General features: G+C 70.6%; 14 protein-coding genes. 6 read left to right on the forward strand and 8 right to left on the reverse strand.

Annotation, left to right across the window (positions count from 1 at the left end; all coding sequences use genetic code 11):
- Nucleotides 1-25: 25 nt before the first annotated feature.
- Genes HALOF300_RS07640 through HALOF300_RS07660 form a run of 5 tightly spaced genes read right to left on the reverse strand, consistent with a single transcriptional unit; the run spans nucleotide 26 to nucleotide 4,685 of the window.
- Nucleotides 26-1,036: an ABC transporter ATP-binding protein gene (locus tag HALOF300_RS07640; RefSeq protein WP_156740368.1), complete on the reverse strand. Its 1,011-nt coding sequence runs from the start codon at nucleotides 1,034-1,036 to the stop codon at nucleotides 26-28.
- Nucleotides 1,023-2,063, reverse strand: a complete 1,041-nt coding sequence (locus HALOF300_RS07645) for an ABC transporter ATP-binding protein (protein ID WP_156740369.1) — start codon at nucleotides 2,061-2,063, stop codon at nucleotides 1,023-1,025. The genes HALOF300_RS07640 and HALOF300_RS07645 overlap by 14 nt, the downstream gene beginning before the upstream one ends.
- A gap of 2 nt (nucleotides 2,064-2,065) precedes the next feature.
- Nucleotides 2,066-2,974: an ABC transporter permease gene (locus HALOF300_RS07650; protein ID WP_197522384.1), complete on the reverse strand. Its 909-nt coding sequence runs from the start codon at nucleotides 2,972-2,974 to the stop codon at nucleotides 2,066-2,068.
- A 5-nt stretch (nucleotides 2,975-2,979) separates the two neighbouring features.
- Nucleotides 2,980-3,903, reverse strand: a complete 924-nt coding sequence (locus HALOF300_RS07655; protein WP_156740370.1) for an ABC transporter permease — start codon at nucleotides 3,901-3,903, stop codon at nucleotides 2,980-2,982.
- The gene (locus HALOF300_RS07660; RefSeq protein ID WP_197522385.1) at nucleotides 3,903-4,685 is read right to left on the reverse strand and encodes an IclR family transcriptional regulator; all 783 of its coding nucleotides are present in this window, start codon (nucleotides 4,683-4,685) and stop codon (nucleotides 3,903-3,905) included. Before HALOF300_RS07660 ends, HALOF300_RS07655 begins: the two co-directional genes overlap by 1 nt.
- A gap of 383 nt (nucleotides 4,686-5,068) precedes the next feature.
- Between HALOF300_RS07660 and HALOF300_RS07665 the strand changes: the two genes are divergently transcribed.
- The 3 genes from HALOF300_RS07665 to HALOF300_RS07675 are packed head-to-tail and all read left to right on the forward strand — an operon-like array spanning nucleotide 5,069 to nucleotide 7,472.
- Nucleotides 5,069-6,028 (forward strand): DUF6772 family protein, encoded by a 960-nt coding sequence (locus HALOF300_RS07665; RefSeq protein ID WP_197522386.1) that lies wholly within the window; start codon nucleotides 5,069-5,071, stop codon nucleotides 6,026-6,028.
- 5 nt (nucleotides 6,029-6,033) lie between these two features.
- Nucleotides 6,034-6,354 carry a hypothetical protein gene (locus tag HALOF300_RS07670; protein WP_156740372.1) on the forward strand — a complete coding sequence of 107 codons (321 nt, stop codon included), beginning with the start codon at nucleotides 6,034-6,036 and terminating at the stop codon, nucleotides 6,352-6,354.
- Nucleotides 6,355-6,404: 50 nt separating this feature from the next.
- On the forward strand, nucleotides 6,405-7,472 hold the full coding sequence (locus tag HALOF300_RS07675) for a LacI family DNA-binding transcriptional regulator (RefSeq protein WP_156740373.1): 1,068 nt from the start codon (nucleotides 6,405-6,407) through the stop codon (nucleotides 7,470-7,472).
- 6 nt (nucleotides 7,473-7,478) lie between these two features.
- Here HALOF300_RS07675 and HALOF300_RS07680 read toward each other — a convergent pair whose 3' ends face one another.
- Together HALOF300_RS07680 and HALOF300_RS07685 are read right to left on the reverse strand one after the other, a co-directional pair.
- A complete protein-coding gene (locus HALOF300_RS07680; RefSeq protein WP_156740374.1) occupies nucleotides 7,479-9,749 on the reverse strand; it encodes a heavy metal translocating P-type ATPase in 2,271 nt (756 codons plus the stop codon).
- Nucleotides 9,746-10,699 carry a hypothetical protein gene (locus HALOF300_RS07685; protein ID WP_156740375.1) on the reverse strand — a complete coding sequence of 318 codons (954 nt, stop codon included), beginning with the start codon at nucleotides 10,697-10,699 and terminating at the stop codon, nucleotides 9,746-9,748. Before HALOF300_RS07685 ends, HALOF300_RS07680 begins: the two co-directional genes overlap by 4 nt.
- A gap of 148 nt (nucleotides 10,700-10,847) precedes the next feature.
- Between HALOF300_RS07685 and ald the strand changes: the two genes are divergently transcribed.
- From ald to HALOF300_RS07700, 3 genes are all read left to right on the forward strand, one after another.
- Nucleotides 10,848-11,960, forward strand: coding sequence for an alanine dehydrogenase (gene ald / locus HALOF300_RS07690; RefSeq protein ID WP_156740376.1), 1,113 nt, complete (start codon nucleotides 10,848-10,850; stop codon nucleotides 11,958-11,960).
- A gap of 98 nt (nucleotides 11,961-12,058) precedes the next feature.
- Nucleotides 12,059-14,362 carry a glycoside hydrolase domain-containing protein gene (locus tag HALOF300_RS07695; protein ID WP_156740377.1) on the forward strand — a complete coding sequence of 768 codons (2,304 nt, stop codon included), beginning with the start codon at nucleotides 12,059-12,061 and terminating at the stop codon, nucleotides 14,360-14,362.
- Nucleotides 14,359-15,654 (forward strand): glycosyltransferase, encoded by a 1,296-nt coding sequence (locus tag HALOF300_RS07700; RefSeq protein ID WP_156740378.1) that lies wholly within the window; start codon nucleotides 14,359-14,361, stop codon nucleotides 15,652-15,654. Before HALOF300_RS07695 ends, HALOF300_RS07700 begins: the two co-directional genes overlap by 4 nt.
- A gap of 3 nt (nucleotides 15,655-15,657) precedes the next feature.
- Here the strand turns inward: HALOF300_RS07700 and HALOF300_RS07705 are convergent.
- Nucleotides 15,658-16,292: helix-turn-helix domain-containing protein (locus tag HALOF300_RS07705; protein ID WP_156740379.1), on the reverse strand; the 635-nt coding region annotated here is incomplete at its 5' end.

Consider the following 16,292-nt stretch of genomic DNA (forward strand, 5'->3'; position numbering starts at 1 on the left):
CTCCTGAGCCACGACTCGGGTCGGTTCAGGCGGTCGGCGCCACGGCGGGTTCGACGGCGGCGAAGTGGCACGCGCTGGCGTGCTCGCCCAGGCGCACCTGCAGTGCCGGTACCTCCACCGCGCAGAGGTCCTGTGCCTTGGGGCATCGGGTCCGGAACCGGCAGCCGCTCGGCGGGTCGGCCGGGGAGGGCACGTCACCGACCAGCACGATCCGTTCCCGGCTGGGCATCCGCCACGGGTGCGACACCGGGATCGCCGACAGCAGCGCCTGCGTGTACGGGTGGGTGGGCCGGTCGAACACCTCGCCCCGGGTGCCCTCCTCGACGATCCGGCCGAGGTACATGACCGCGATCCGGTCGGAGATGTGCCGGACCACGGACAGATCGTGGGCGATGAACAGGTAGGTCAGGCCGAGGTCGCGCTGCAGGTCCTTGAGCAGGTTGATCACCTGGGCCTGGATGGACACGTCCAGCGCGGAGACCGCCTCGTCGCAGATGATCAGCTTGGGGGACATCGCCAGGGCCCGGGCGATCCCGATCCGCTGGCGCTGGCCGCCGGAGAACTGGTGCGGATACCGGTCGAGGTGGTCAGGGTTCAGGCCGACGCGTTCGAGCAGTTCCTGCACCCTCGCGCGCCAGGTGCCGCGGGGGCCGAAGCCGGGCTGCACCTGCCACCCCTCCGACACGAGCTCGGCGACCGTGCGCCGCGGGTTCAGCGAGGAGTAGGGGTCCTGGAAGATCATCTGGACGTCGCGGCGCAGCCGGCGGGTCCGCGCCCCGTCGGCGGCGGCGAAGTCCTGGCCCTGGAAGAGCACCTGGCCGGAGGCCGCCTGCTCGAGGCCGATGATCGTCCGTGCCACGGTGGACTTGCCGGAGCCGGACTCCCCGACCAGGCCGAGGGTCTGCCCCGCCTGCAGGTCGAAGCTCACCCCGGCGACCGCCTGGATGCCCCCGACCCGGCGTCGCAGCAGCGCCGACCGGATCGGGAACGTGGTGTGCAGGTCCCGGACCCTCAGCAGCGGCTCAGCGGAAGCCATCAGCGAGCACCTCCTCGGCGTGGTGGCATGCGGTCCGATGCGCCTGCGGCCGGTCCGGGGCCACTCGCAGTGCCGGTTCGTCGGTGCGGCAGCGGTCCGTCGCGAAGGCGCATCGGGGGTGGAACGAGCAGCCCGTCGGCAGTTGCCGCAGGTCCGGCGGCGCCCCGGTGATCGGGGTGAGCCGGTCCTGGTCGCCGGTGGGCAGCGAGCCCATCAGGCCGACCGAGTAGGGATGAGCACCGTGGTCGTAGACCTCACGGATCGGTCCCGTCTCGACGACGCGCCCGGCGTACATGAGGATCGCGCGGTCGGCCACGTCCGCGACCACGCCGAGGTCGTGCGTGATCAGAACCAACGCCATCCCCTCCTCTCGTTGCAGGTCCGCGAGCAGGCTCATGATCTGCGCCTGGACGGTCACGTCGAGGGCGGTGGTTGGCTCGTCCGCGATGACCAGGCGGGGGTTCATCGACAGCGCCATGGCGATCATGACGCGCTGGCGCATGCCGCCGGAGAACTGGTGCGGGTAGTCGTCGACCCGCTTGTGCGGCGCCGGGATCCCGACCCGGTGCATCATCTCGACGGCATGCTCGCGGGCCTTGCGGCGGGAGACCCCGCGGCGCCGCCGGAGCATCTCCCCGATCTGGGTGCCCACCCGGAACACCGGGTTCAGCGACGAGAGCGGGTCCTGGAAGATCATCGCGATCTCCGTGCCGCACAGGGCCCGGGTGTAGGAGTCCGGCCGGTCCAGCAGGTCGACGCCGTCGAAGAAGATCCTGCCCCCCTCGATCCGCCCGGCCGGCCGCGGCAGCAGGCCCATCACGGTCTGGGCGGTGACGCTCTTGCCGGACCCGGACTCCCCGAGGACGGCCACGGTCTCGCCTGCGCCGACGTCGAAGGAGACCCCGTCGACGGCCCGGAGCCGCCCTGAGCCGGTTGCGAACGAGACGCTCAGGTCCTGCACCCGAAGCAGCGGTCCGGTCCGGTTCCCGGCGGTGGCGGCGGCCGTGGGTCGTTCGGCGACTCTCATCGTCAGATGCCCTTCATCTTCGGGTCGAAGCGGTCCCGCAGGGCGTCGCCGAGGATGCCGAAGGAGACCACGAGGATGGCCAGGCAGATGCCGGGGATCGTGGAGACCCACCAGGCGCTGCTGAGCAGGTTGCGTCCGTTCGCGATGGTCACGCCCCAGCTGGGCGTGGACGCCGGGGTCCCGAGGCCGAGGAAGGACAGCGCCGCCTCGGCGAGGATGACGCTGCCGATGTCCAGGGTCGCGATCACCAGGATCGGTGCCGTGCAGGCCGGCAGGATGCAGGTCCGGATGATGTGCCAGTTGCTCGCACCGAGGGTGCGCGTGGCGTCCACGTACTCGCGGTTCTTCGTGGCCAGGACCTGGCCGCGGGTGACCCGCGCGAACGTCACCCAGCCGCTGATGGCAAGGATCAGCACCACGTTCAGCACGCTCTGCCCGATCACCGCCGCGATCAGGATCGCCAGCAGGATCCCGGGAAACGTGAGCTGGATGTCCGCGACCCGCATCAGCACGGCGTCCGCCCAGCGCCCGAAGTACCCGGAGACCACCCCCACGACCACACCGATCAACCCAGCCAGGAGCAGGGTCGCGACCCCGACCAGCATCGAGACCCTGGCCCCCTGCATGGTCTGGGCCAGCAGGTCCTGGCCCACCTGGTCGGTGCCGAACAGCACGAGGGACCCGTCGTCGCGGTGGGACAGCGGCGGCAGCAGCCGGTTCGCGGTGTCCGTGGCGACCGGGTCGAAGGTCACGATCATCGGTCCGAAGACCGCGGCGAGCACGTAGCACGCCACCACCACGAGGGGGATCCAGATCCGCGGCCCCCAGCCGCGTCCGCGGCGAGCGCGCTCCGGTACGGCGTCCGCCATCGGCGCCGCCACCGTCTCGATCAGTTCCGTACCGCCGGTCATCGACGTCACCTCGCCAGCCGGACTCGGGGATCGAGGTATCCGTAGAGGATGTCCACGATCAGGTTGATCATCACGAAGATGGCGGCGATCACGAGGATGCCCGCCTGAACGACGCCGTAGTCGCGGAACCCGATCGAGTCGACGATCAGGCGACCGACGCCAGGCCATGCGAACACGGTCTCGATCACGACGGTGCCGCCCAGGATCGCGCCGAAGTACAGGCCCACGACGGTCACGATCGGGATCAGGGCGTTGCGGATCGCATGCGGGAAGATCACGACCCGCTCGGACAGGCCCTTCGAACGGGCCGTGGCGATGTAGCCCTCGTTGATGACCTCGAGCAGCCCTGAGCGGGTCAGCCGCATGACCATCGCCGTGAACGGCAGCGCCAGCGCGAACGCCGGCAGGAGCAGGTGCGCGAACGAGCCGGCGCCGCCGCTGGGCAACAATTGCAGGCCGCGGGCGAGCATCAGGATGAGCACCAGACCCACCCAGAACGAGGGCAGCGAGTGGGTCACCAGGGACGTCACGGTGATGACCCGATCCGCCCAGGTGTTGACCCGCAGCGCGGCCACGATGCCGAATCCGATCCCGAACACCACAGCGAACAGCAGGGCCGCGACGGAGAGCTGGATCGTCATCGGCATCCGCTCGAGCACATGGCCCATGGCGTCCCCGCCCAGCCGGATGGAGTCCCCGAAGTCGAGCCGGACCGAGGAGGCCAGGTAGTGCAGGTACTGCTGCGGGATCGGCTCCGTCAGGCCGAGGGACTCCCGGAGCGCGGCGATCTCGTCCGGGTTCGCGTCCGGGCCGAGCATGACCAGGGCCGGGTCGCCCGGCACCATGCGCAGCACGATGAAGACGATGGTCACGGCACCCCACATGACGAAGGCCGCGAAGAAGAGCCGACGGACGATGTAGGCGACCATCAGGCGCCGACACCCGGTGCGGACAGCGCGACCAGTGGTGCCGTGTTCCGGCGGTCCACGAACGTCGACGCGAGTTCCTCCGCGCACCCGATCAGGGCGACCGCCAGGGTCCGGAGCCGTTCCGGGCCGAGCTGTCCATTGGGGAGCACCGCCTCGATCACACCGACGGCCATGCCGCCCTGCGCCACCACCGGTGCCGCGATCGCCCGCCGGTCCGCCGTGACCTCACGGTCCTCGACGGCGTAGCCCCGCATCCGCGCCCGGGTGACGGCCTGCCGGACCCGGAACGGGTCGGTGAGCGTGCGGGTGGTCAGCGCCGGCAGGCTCGCGTGCACCAACAGCCGGTCCAGCTCGGCCTTGGGCCGCATCGAGAGGAACGCCTTGCCGATCGCGCTGGCATGCCAGTGCACCGGGCCCTCGCGTGCGGCAACGATGTCGCGCTCGCGGACGGCGACCACCGGCTCCAGGTGCTCCGGCCGGCCCCGGAAGTAGGTGACCACCGCGCCGGAGCGGCCGCTGACGGCCTCGAGGGCTCGGGTGATGGCGGGATCCGGGCCGACGTCGCAGTTCGCCGCCCGGGCAAGTTCGAACGCCCCGACGCCGATCGTGTAGCGGTGCGCGTCGTCATGGCGCACCAGGTCGTGCTCGAGGAACGCAGCGAGCATCCGGTGCACCGTGCTCTTGTGCAGGCCGGTCCGCTCCGCGAGTTCCGCGAGGGTGGACGGCTGCCCCTGGCGAGCCAGGCTGTCGAGCAGCCCCAGGGCTCGAGAAAGCGATTGCAATCTGGGCTCCAATGGTCGCGGAGAACAAGGATGAATGCGCGTCGCAATGAGCATGGCAAAGCGGCACGCAGGGCTGCTGCCAGGACGTCGGCCTCGATGTCCCATTAGCGTTCCCGGTAACGTTCATGGCGACCCTACGACCGACCGTGCGAGCATGTCAAGGCTCGATCCGAACCGGCGGGATTCCGCCGCTGATGGGCCATCCCAGGTGCCCGTGGGACGTTGCTCATCCTGCAACGGCCTGATTGACGTGTTTCCGACCCGTTCAATAGCGTCGACGACATTCGGTCGGCTGTGTATTGCGTCGGTCCGGGTCCGAAGAAGATGCGAATACCTTGATTCCTGATGGAAGGACAACCGATGTTCACGACGTGGAGCGCCACGTGAGCACCTCACCGACATCCGCCACCGACCTGCGCCGCGCGCTCCTCGACGCCGATCCCAGGCTGTCGCGGTTCAACCCGCTGCCCCGGATCCTCGCCCACGACGACTTCCAGACGGGCACGCACGGCTGGACCGAACTGATCGGCAACTTCGACGGCAACGGCAACCTGCGCACGGTCGACGACCACATGCGGGACTTCCGGCCGCCGCAGCTGAGCAGCTGCACCTTCTTCGACACCGGCACGCATGGCGCCCTGAGCGGCACGTACGCCCTGAAGCTGGCGACGCGTCCGATCGCGGGCCACACCGCCGTCGGGATCCGCCGGCTGACGATGGCCGGCAAGGGGCTGGTCCAGCTCGAGACGTACTTCACGTACAAGTCGGAGGCCACCCTGGGACAGGACCCCGCCAACAACAGTTTCGGTGGCGTCGAGTGGGACGGGAACCTGCATCCCAGCGAGGCACAGTTCGGCGCGTTGACGGTTGCCACCGACATCTGCGGGGACGGCGGGACCAGGTATCACACGGTCGCCCGGTACCGGAACACCACGCTGGACAACGCCCTCGACCGCCGCTGGGTCTACCCGGCGGTTCCGGAGCCCACCCCGCGTGAACACGTCCAGGGCAAGGCGAGCCTGGCGTACCTGGCGGACTTCACGGCGCCGGACCCGGATGACTGGAAGCCGTTCAGCGACCCGATGGAGCTCTGCTACAACGAGGTCCCCACGAAGGTGAACTGGCACTATCTGCGCTGGCTGATCGACACCGATGCCCGCAAGAACGTTGAACTGCAGATCAACGACCGCGTCATCGACATGCGCGACGTCCCGGTGCCGATCTACGAGGAGAAGTACGAGTCGCTCGAGACGCTCCTGAACTTCTACTTCAGCGTGCGTACCCACTCGAACGTGCGCAACTTCCTGTTCCTGGACTCGGTCCTCATCTCGGTGGATTGGTGACGGCGATGCGACACACTCAGACCGCCGTGCTCGAGCGCGGCGAGGACTTCAGCTCCGACTTCGCGACGGAGCCCTACGAGGTGGCGTGGGCGGGTGAGGCCAGATTCTTCGTGCAACGCCTCGAGGACACCACCGGTGACGTGGAACTGCGCACGCAGGTCTCCCCGGACGGAATCACGTGGGTCGATGCCGAAAACACACCGGCCGTGCGCCTTGACGGCACAATGGTGACCTGGCCGGTCCGTGAGTTCGGAGGCTGGCTGCGGGTGAGCGGGACCGTTTCCGGACTCGCACGGCTGCGGATCTACCTGGTCTGCAAGGGCTAGCCGTGGAGTTCACGGACGGGCCGAGAGGGACGTACAGGAGGGGGGCCACCATGATGCAGCGGGTCCGCCTCAAGGACGTCGCCGACTCCCTCGGCCTGTCCGTGAACACCGTCTCCCGCGCGCTCGCCGGCAAGTCCGAGGTCAGCCCAGCGACCCGGCAGCGGATCCAGGACGAGGCGGACCGCCTCGGCTACGTACCGAACACACTTGCCCGTTCGCTCGTCCTCGGTTCGAACCAGACCCTCGCACTGGTGATCACGAACCCGTCCAACCCGTTGTACGCGGAGCTCATCTCCGGGGTCGAGGTGCGTGCCCGGCAGCATGGCTATTCGCTACTGCTGCTCGTCACCGAGGAGTCGACGGAGAACGAACGGGCCGCCGTCGAGGCCCTGCTCCGCTCCGCCGTCGACGGCGCGATCGCGGTGCCGGTGCAGAGCGAGCACGAGCACTGGCGCCGGTTGAACCGCGCCGGGATCCCGCTCGTGCTGGTCAACCGCGACATCCCCGAGCTCGACACCGACTTCGTCGGCGTGGACAACTGGCGGGGCGCGTACGACGCCACCAGGCACGTGATCGCCCGGGGCGCCCGCACCGTCTGGGCGCTCGAGGAGGACCTGCCGATCACCACCATCGCGGAGCGGATCGACGGCTTCCACAGGGCGCTCGACGAGGGCGGGCTGCCGAGCGCCGCGCGCGACGTGGTCGCGGTCCCGACCCGCCGCTACGAGTCCAGCGCCCTGCCGTGGCAGGCGGAGGGCGCGTACACGCTGTGCCGCGACCTGATCGCCGAGCGCGGGGCGCCGGATGCCGTGATCACGGGGAACGACTACTTCGCCCTCGGCCTGATGCGCGCCCTCGCAGAACTCGGCTACCGCGTGCCCGACGACGTACTGGTCACCGGTTACGGCGACCACCCCTATGCCGGGTTCGTCAGCCCGTCGCTGAGCTCGGTCCGGCTGCCCGGGTCGCAGATCGGGGCGGCGGCGGTCGATCTCCTGCTCGCGCGTGGGGAGGAACCGACCGACCAGCCCGTCAAGAGGCGGATCGCCCCGACGTTCGTCGCCCGGGACTCCACGGCGCGGGGCGCGACGACCCCGGACGCCACGGCGACGGCCTGAGGCACGTCACCGGAGCGAACGGAACCGACGCAGTCGCAGGCTGTTACCGACGACGAATACCGACGAGAACGCCATCGCGGCGCCGGCCAGCATCGGGTTCAACAGCCCGGCGGCGGCCAGCGGGATGGCGGCCACGTTGTAGCCGAACGCCCAGAACAAGTTGCCCTTGATCGTGCGCAGGGTCCGGCGGGACAGGGCGACGGCGTCCGCTGCGGCCCGTAGGTCGCCGCGCACGAGCGTGATCTCGCTGGCCTCGATGGCCACGTCGGTGCCGGTGCCCATCGCCATGCCGAGGTCGGCGGCCGCGAGCGCGGCGGCATCGTTCACGCCGTCGCCCACCATCGCCACGACCTTGCCCTCGGCGCGCAGCGAGGTGACCACGTCGACCTTGTCCGCCGGCAGCACCTCGGCGATGACCCGGTCGATGCCCACCTGTGCCGCGATCTGCTCCGCGGCGCGCTGGTTGTCCCCGGTGAGCAGCACCGGGGCCAGACCCAGCCGCTTGAACAGCCCGATCGCCTCCGCGGACGTGTCCTTGACCGTGTCGCCGATCACGAGGACGCCGCGGGCGCGCCCCTCCCAGGCGGCCACGACCGCGGTCCGGCCCGCGTCGTGGGCGGCATCGATGGCGGCGGTCAGGTCGGCAGGCAGCGTGCCGACCTCGTCGGTGACCCAGCCGGGCCGTCCCACCGCAACGAGTGTGTCGTCGACGGTGGCGCGCACGCCTCGGCCCTCGAGGTTCTCGAAGTCGTGCGCCTGCGGCAGCACATCGGCCTCCGCGGCGGAGCGCGCCACGGCACGGGCGATCGGGTGCTCGGAGGCGTGCTCCACCGCGCCCGCCAGGCGGAGCACGTCGTCGGCACTCTCACCGGCAGCCGGGACCAGCTCCAGCAGGGTCATCCGGCCGGTCGTCACGGTTCCGGTCTTGTCGAGCACCACCGTGTCGATCCGGCGGGTCGACTCCAGCACCTCCGGCCCCTTGATCAGGATGCCGAGCTGGGCGCCGCGCCCGGTCCCGACGAGCAGGGCGGTGGGGGTCGCGAGCCCGAGTGCACATGGGCACGCGATGATCAGCACGGCCACCGCGGCCGTGAACGCGACCTGCGGCGCGCTGCCGGTGCCGAGCCAGAAGCCGAGGGTGACCACGGCGATCCCGAGCACCACCGGCACGAACACCCCGGAGATCCGATCGGCGAGCCGCTGCACCTGCGCCTTGCCGTTCTGGGCATCCTCGACGAGCGCGGCCATCTGCGCGAGCTGGGTGTCCGACCCGACGCGGGTGGCCCGTACGACGAGCCGCCCTCCGGAGTTGATCGTCGCGCCGGCGACGTCGTCGCCCTCGGCCACCTCGACGGGCACCGACTCCCCGGTCAGCATGGAGTTGTCGACGGCGGAGCGTCCGCCGGTCACGACGCCGTCCGTCGCGATCTTCTCGCCCGGGCGGACCACGAACTCGTCACCGACCCGAAGGTCGCCGGCCGGGACTCGTAGCTCGACGCCGCCCTGGAGCAGGGTGACCTCCTTGGCGCCGAGGTCGAGCAGCGCACGCAGGGCGTCCCCGGCCCGGCGGCGCGCGCGCAGCTCGAAGTAGCGGCCGGCGAGCACGAACGTGGTGACGCCGGCGGCGACCTCGAGGTAGATGTTCGCCGCGCCGTCGCCACGCGCGATCGTGAACTCGAACTCGTGGGTCATGCCGGGCATCCCGGCCGTGCCGAGGAACAGCGCGTAGACCGACCAGCCGAACGCCGCGAGCGTGCCGAGCGAGATCAGCGTGTCCATCGTGGCGGCGCCGTGACGCAGGTTCACCCAGGCGGCCCGGTGGAACGGCCACGCACCCCAGGCCACGACGGGGGTGGCGAGCACGAGGCTGGCCCACTGCCAGTACGTGAACTGCCAGGCCGGAACCATGGCGAGGACGATCACCGGCAGGCTCAGCAGCGCGGAGATGATGACCCGGTTGCGCAGGGCCCTCAGGTCCCGCTCCCGCTCGGCGTCAGCGGGGTCGACGGCGGCGCTCGAGGGCGCGGGCACGTTCAGTTCGTGGGCCGTGTAGCCGGCCTTCTCGACGGCCTCGATGAGCTCGGCGGTGCTGACCGTCGGCGGCACGAAGACGCGCGCCTTCTCGGTCGCGTAGTTCACGGTGGCGGTGGCGCCGTCGAGCTTGTTCAGGCGCTTCTCGACGCGGGTCGCGCACGACGCGCACGTCATGCCCCCGATCCCGAGCTCGATCCGCTGCAGGTCGGCGGTCGCGGGCCGAGCCGCGCTCACGTCAGTCATCGGGTCACCTCCACGGTGAAGTCGGCGGTGTGCACCACGCCCTGGTGGGAGAAGTCGAGGAAGAGCCGGTACGTCCCCGGGCTCGGTGCGGTGCTCACGAACTCGACCAGTGGTCCGGGCTCGCTCACACCCGCCTCGCCCTCGGGGTGCGTGTGCAGGTAGGCGAGGTCGCCGACCCGGAGTGCGACGAGGTGTCCGTACGCGCCGAGGTAGGGGTCCAGGTCCGTGACCGGGTCCCCGTCGCGGCTGATCTCGAAGGCGAGCGGGCTGCCCTCGGTGGTCAGGTCACCGGAGAGGGTGACCGTGTACCCGTCGACGACGGCGGTGCTGCTCACCGCGGGCAGCGGCACCGTGGTCACGGTGCCCGGCACGGTGACGTCCTGGGCGAGGGTCAGCCCGTCCTCGGACGCCGCCGGCAGGAAGTCGGCATAGACGCGGTAACTGCCTGCGGTGGGCCAGGTCCAGTCGATGCTCCAGGTGCCGTCCGCGCCGAGGGTCGGGTGCACGTGCCGGAACTCGCTGGTGTCCTGCGAGGCGACGATCAGGTGCAGGTCACGTTCGTGCTGCGTCGTGTACTCGGTGACCGGGTCGCCGTGGGTGTCGAGCACCCGGAAGCTGAGCGTGCCCGCCACGCCGACGGCGTCCGGCACGGTCAACGAGTCGAGCCGGTAGCCGCCGGCCGCGGAGAGCACCCCGACGGGAAGTTCCTCGGTCGAGCCGGCCGCCTCGTGCCCGGAATCCTCCGCCCCATCGTGACCGGAGCCCTCCTCAGTTGCGTCCTCGCCCGTCCCGCCGTGACCGGAACCGAGCTCGCCGGGTTCATCCTCCTCGGCATGGACCTGCGACTGCGTCTCGACCCGGATCCCCGAGGCCGATCCGACGGCGAACGCACCCCCGAACAACACCGCCAGTCCGGCGGCGAAGATCGTCAATTTCACGGGCGTCTGCATGATGTTCCCTTCCACGACATAGCCCGACTATACCCCTAGGGGGTATCGGTGCCAACAGCGTCGCGCCGAATCGGTCGCGCGGCCGCGCAGAACAGGGGACGCTGGTGCCCGGACGAGGGCTGATGCCCGGACGAGGCGAGGAGCAACGATGCGGATCGGCGTGGTGACCGAGGTCAAGAACTCCGAGTTCCGGGTCGCACTCACCCCGGCGGGTGCGCACGAGCTGATTCTCGCCGGTCACGACGTCGCGGTGCAGCAGGGCGCCGGAGTGGGCTCGAGCTTCGCCGACGACGCCTACGCCGCCGTCGGCGCCCGGATCCTCGCCGACGCGGGCGAGGTGTGGGCATCGTCGGAGCTCCTGCTCAAGGTCAAGGAGCCCGTGCAGCAGGAGTACCCCCACCTGCGCGCCGACCTCGTGCTCTTCACCTACCTGCACCTGGCGGCCGACGAGAACCTCACCCGTGCCCTGATCGCTGCCGGCACCACGGCGATCGCCTACGAGACGGTGCAGCTGCCGGACCGCTCGCTGCCCCTGTTGGCCCCGATGAGCGAGGTCGCCGGCCGGTTGTCGGTCCAGGTCGGCGCGTACCAGCTGATGAAGGACGAGGGCGGTCGCGGGGTGCTGCTCGGCGGCGTGCCCGGTACCCCGCGAGCGAAGGTGGTCATCATCGGCGGCGGGGTGGCCGGCGAGCACGCGGCGGAGGTCGCCATCGGCATGCTGGCCGACGTCACCGTGCTCGACGTGTCCGTGCCACGGCTGCGCGCCCTCGAGGCCCGGTTCGGCCCGCGGGTGCACACGCTTCGCTCGAACCCTTACACGGTGGCCGAGGAGACGTCCACCGCGGACCTGGTGATCGGCGCGGTCCTCGTGCCCGGCGCGCGGGCACCGAAACTGGTCACCGACGAGATGATCGCGCAGATGAAGCCGGGCACGGTGCTGGTGGATATCGCCGTCGACCAGGGCGGCTGCTTCGAGGGGACCCGTCCGACGACCTACGCCGACCCGACGTTCCGCGTGCACGACTCCACGTTCTACTGCGTCGCGAACATGCCGGGGGCGGTCCCGGTCACGTCGACGATCGCCCTGACGAACGTGACCCTGCCCTACGTCGCGACGATCGCCGCGCACGGTTGGGAGATCGCGCTCGGTCGACACCCTGAGCTGCGGCCCGGCGTCAGCACCACCGGCGGGCGCCTCACCAGCGAGCCGGTCGCCCAGGCCCACGGGTTGCGTTACGACCCGCTGCCGCCGCCCGCCTGAATCCCCGCGTCGCCTCGCGCCGCACAGCTGACGAAACGTCCCGCTGCCTGCAACGCTGCGGAAACGCCCCGGACACGTTCGATTCGTAGCGTCGGCGCATGGAGACCCGATCAGCGGTCGCGACGGCGTCGACGCCGTCTCAACCGGTCACGCCGAGCCGTGGCAGTTGGGACCACGTCGATCCGTTCCTGGGCACCGGCGCCACCGACCTTCCGCCGCGCACCGGCATCGCCGCCACGTGGTGGTGGCCGAAGCCGCAGGTCGGCAACACCCATCCCGGCGCGACCTACCCCCTCGGCATGGTCTCCGCGTGTGCGTACTCGGGCGCCTACCCGGCCGGGTACGGGCAGTACGACCTCGGCACCGAGGGGCTGCCGGTACCGATCTACGACGGTCTGCTCGCGTCCGGGTTCACCCACTTCCAGCAGACCGGCACGGGCGCGATCCGCAAGTACTACAACTACTTCCGGGTCACCCCGATGCTGGCGCCCCTTGACGCCCTCGACACACTCTGGGAGCTCACCGACGAGGTGGCCGAACCGGGCTACTACGCGGCCACGCTCGCCTCCGGGATCCGATGCGAGATCACCGTCGGCCCCAGGAGCGCGGTCCACCGGTACACGTTCGGTGATCATCACGACGCGCGCGTGGTCATCGACCTCTCGCTCGGCGGGCTGACGATCCCGCACGGATCCACCATCCCGCTGCGGTCCCATCTGGCCTCCATCAGCCCGGGGGTCGCCCAGGGTCAGATCGTGGTCGAGGGGGCGCCGCTCTCGGTGCATGTGGAGTGCGACGCGGACTCGTGGCGCCAGATGCTCTGGTACGACCGGCGCCTGATGCCGGGTGGTACCCGGCTCGACCTCGACTCGATCCGCCCGACGACGCTGCGTCCGTTCGGGCTGATGTGGGCCGGCCCCACGGTGGCGGGACAGGTGGTCGAACTGCGGTTCGGGTTCTCGCTGCGGGGAGTGGAACAGGCCCGGGAGAATCTCCTGCGGGACTGCGGGACGGAGCGTTCGGCGTTCGCGACCCGCCGCGCCGCGACCGCGCGGGCCTGGTCGGAACACCTCGACCTGATCGAGGTGGAGACACCGTCCGCCCAGCGCCGCACGGTGTTCGCGACGGCGCTCTACCACTCGCTGATCAAGCCGAGCCTGGCGCCCAACGAGAGCCCGTTCTGGCCAGCCCAGGGTCCGTTCGCGTTCGACATCTGCACGATGTGGGACATCTACCGCACCCAGCTCCCCCTGCTGACCATGCTCCTGCCGGACCGGGCCGTCGAGCTCGCGAACGCCCTGCTGCACATCTGCGAGGAGGAGGGGAACTTCCCGATCGGCTACCGGATGGCCCGCGGCGCCGACCGGTTCTCGCGTCAGGCGAGCGCACTCGCGCACACGTTCCTGGCCGACCTGTGCCAGCTCGGCCTGCCCGGGATCGACTGGGACTGGGCACTCGTGCACATGCACAACGACCTCCGGCGGACCTACGGCGAGGACTTCCTGCGGGACGGGCGGGTGGAGCCGATCAGTCACACGCTCGACCTCGCGCTCGGCTACTGGTGCACCGCGAAGGCGGCCCGCGTCTGCCGGGACGAGGCGCTGGTACGCGACTTCGACCGGTTCGCCGGGTGGTGGGTGAACGCGTTCGACGTCGACACCGGGCTCCTGCGGGACTCCACCTTCTACGAGGGCGGCCTGTGGAACTACTCGTTCCGACTGCTGCCGGACATGGGTCAGCGGATCCGGCTCGCCGGCGGGGACGCGGCATTCGTGGATCTGCTCGACCGGTTCTTCGGCTTCGGAGCCGACCCGGTACGCCAGCCCGGCCGGTCGCCGGACGCCACGGAGATGGCCGCGGGCTACGCCCTGAACCGGTTCGAGGGCCTGAACAACGAGCCGGACATGGAGGCCCCGTGGGCCTACACCTATGCCGGCCGGCCGGACCGCACCACCGAGGTGGTCCATGCCGCAGTGCACCAGATGTTCGGGACCGGCCGCGGTGGCCTGCCCGGCAACGACGACTCCGGCGGGCTCAGCTCCTGGTACGTGTGGGCGAGCCTCGGCCTGTTCCCCGTCGCCGGGCAGAACCTGTTCCTGGTCAACACACCGCACTTCCGCCGGTCCCGGATCTCGGTGGCCGGGGGTTCCTTCGAGATCACGACGGTCGGGTTCCTCGAACCCGGACCGGACGTCCCGGTCCAGTACGTGCAGTCCGTCACCTTCGACGGTGAGCCGCTCCAGCGGGCGTGGCTCGGTGGTAGCGAGGTGCACGCCGGCGGCCGGCTCGAGGTCAGCCTCGGTCCTGGCCCGAGCGACTGGGGCACCACCGAGCGCCCGCCGTCCGTGTCGCCGTACCAGTCACCCACCCATCCGATCGCGACGAGAAGAGGTCTCCCATGAACAGCACCCCGACGAACCGGTTGGTCCTCGTCGTCCGCGCCGATCCGGTGATCTGCGGACACTCCGGTGAGGCACGCAACCTTGCCGAGACCGCCATGGAGCGCGGCTTCGACGAGGTCCGGATCATCACCTGGCCGATCGATCGGCTCGTCGAGGCGGGTCTGCCGCTGAAGCCGCTCGACGGCGTGCTCGACTACGGGCCGGGAATCGTGGTCGAGCGACCGGAGCCCGTGGGTGATTACCGGGTCCCCGACGGCCGCTACCTCGCTGGCATCACCGGCCGCCTCGTCGAACTGTTCACCGACGGGGTACCGACCGTGTGCATGTCGCTGTACCTGAGCCCGCACACGATCGCGGTCGCCGACGCCGTCCGGGTCGCAGAGGGCACCGGTCTCGCCGTCGACGTGGTAACCATCGCCGAGGCCGTCGGCTCGGACGTGACGAACGTCGTGCGCGCGTGTGTGGCGCAGGGACGACTCGGGGCGGCAGCGCACGTCCTGGAGGCCTACCTCAGCAACGATGTGTGCGTGGCCGTCTCGGAGTACACGAAGGCCCTGATCATCGCTGCCGCGGAGGAGATCGACGTCCAACACGGCACGAGGTACGCCGCCCGTTGCCGAGCCCTCGTCGAGGTCTCCTACCCCGCCATCGACTCGCACGCCTACCTCGATCTCGAGCAGGCGAAGCTCGCCGAGACCCTGGCGGCCCGACGGCTGACGAAGGACGGCTACGTGCTGTTCCTGTCCCGGCTCGCCCGCGCCAAGGGAGTGGACGACCTCATCACCGGCTTCGCCATGAGCCGGGCCAGGGACTCCACACGGTTGGTGATCGCCGGTCGAGGACCCGAGGCGGATGAGCTGCACGCGTTCGCGGCGGCGTCCGGGATCGGCGACCGGATCGAATTCCTCGACGACGTCGACGACGCGGAGAAGCCGTACCTGATGGCAGGTGCGGCCGCCTACGCGCTGCCGAGCAAGCCCCGACCGGAGTTCGTCGAGACGTTCGGGATCGCCCTGGTGGAGAAGATGCTCGCCGGCGGCGGCCCGGTGATCACCACCATCACCGGCGGGATCGGGGAGGCTGTCGGCGAACACGCGATGATCGTCGACGTCGAGGATCCGGTCGGAATCGCCGCCGCGATCGACCGGGCCGTCACCATGGACCCCGACGAACGCCACCGCTGGGAGCAGCGTGCCCGCACCCATGCACTGCAGTTCGACCGCGCTGCGGTCTTCGACCGGCTGTTCGCACGGGTCGACGCCGCCCGCTACGGGAGAGCCCTGGCTTCCTGAACCTCACGGGGGAGACGGCATCCACGCCCAGCGGCCCGCCGCGCGCACCCTGGCGGCTGCGGCCCGCAGCCTATGGTCCGCCATCCGGATCGAGCGGGCCTCCCGCGGGCGACTCAAGAGCACCCAGCGGCGCCGCGCCAGCTCGGCCACCGTGGGATGGTCGACCTCGACCGCTCGGACCGCCCGATAGCAGTCACGCATCACCCGGTGGTGGTACCAGCCTGTGGCGGGACTGCGGTCGTACCGCGGCCGGGATATCCGCTGCTCAGGCTCCTGATCGGGCGGCAACACATCCAGGTGGGCAGGGAACCGCCGGCCCGCGTTGTCCCTGACCTCGTCGTCTTGCACCGGCTCCACCTCCTGCCCCGACTCGTCGACGACGGCCAGCCGGAGCCCGGCCTCAGCCAGCACCTGCGCGAGGTGCCGCACCCCGATCTCGGCGCCCGGCTGCTCGTATCGGTTCACCGTCGACTGCGAGAGCCCGAGCAGCGCCGCGAGTTCGCGCTGACTCAGGTCCCCGCGACGCCGCGCCCGGAGCACGTGCCCCGCCACGTCGAACTCAGCCCTGCGCCCAGTCGCGCCGTCGGGCTCGACGCGCGCCGCCCCGCCGTCGACCATCTCGAGCCGCTCCCCCCGCC

Origin of the sequence: Occultella aeris (assembly GCF_902703175.1) — a bacterium.
Lineage (GTDB): Bacteria > Actinomycetota > Actinomycetes > Actinomycetales > Beutenbergiaceae > Occultella > Occultella aeris.

Bases quoted from the DNA above. Each gene is read 5' to 3' on its own strand.
- HALOF300_RS07640 (WP_156740368.1), bottom strand. From the start codon at position 1,036: ATGGCTTCCGCTGAGCCGCTGCTGAGGGTCCGGGACCTGCACACCACG.
- HALOF300_RS07645 (WP_156740369.1), bottom strand. From the start codon at position 2,063: ATGAGAGTCGCCGAACGACCCACGGCCGCCGCCACCGCCGGGAACCGG.
- HALOF300_RS07650 (WP_197522384.1), bottom strand. From the start codon at position 2,974: ATGACCGGCGGTACGGAACTGATCGAGACGGTGGCGGCGCCGATGGCG.
- HALOF300_RS07655 (WP_156740370.1), bottom strand. From the start codon at position 3,903: ATGGTCGCCTACATCGTCCGTCGGCTCTTCTTCGCGGCCTTCGTCATG.
- HALOF300_RS07670 (WP_156740372.1), top strand. From the start codon at position 6,034: ATGCGACACACTCAGACCGCCGTGCTCGAGCGCGGCGAGGACTTCAGC.
- HALOF300_RS07675 (WP_156740373.1), top strand. From the start codon at position 6,405: ATGATGCAGCGGGTCCGCCTCAAGGACGTCGCCGACTCCCTCGGCCTG.
- HALOF300_RS07680 (WP_156740374.1), bottom strand. From the start codon at position 9,749: ATGACTGACGTGAGCGCGGCTCGGCCCGCGACCGCCGACCTGCAGCGG.
- HALOF300_RS07685 (WP_156740375.1), bottom strand. From the start codon at position 10,699: ATGCAGACGCCCGTGAAATTGACGATCTTCGCCGCCGGACTGGCGGTG.
- ald (WP_156740376.1), top strand. From the start codon at position 10,848: ATGCGGATCGGCGTGGTGACCGAGGTCAAGAACTCCGAGTTCCGGGTC.
- HALOF300_RS07695 (WP_156740377.1), top strand. From the start codon at position 12,059: ATGGAGACCCGATCAGCGGTCGCGACGGCGTCGACGCCGTCTCAACCG.
- HALOF300_RS07700 (WP_156740378.1), top strand. From the start codon at position 14,359: ATGAACAGCACCCCGACGAACCGGTTGGTCCTCGTCGTCCGCGCCGAT.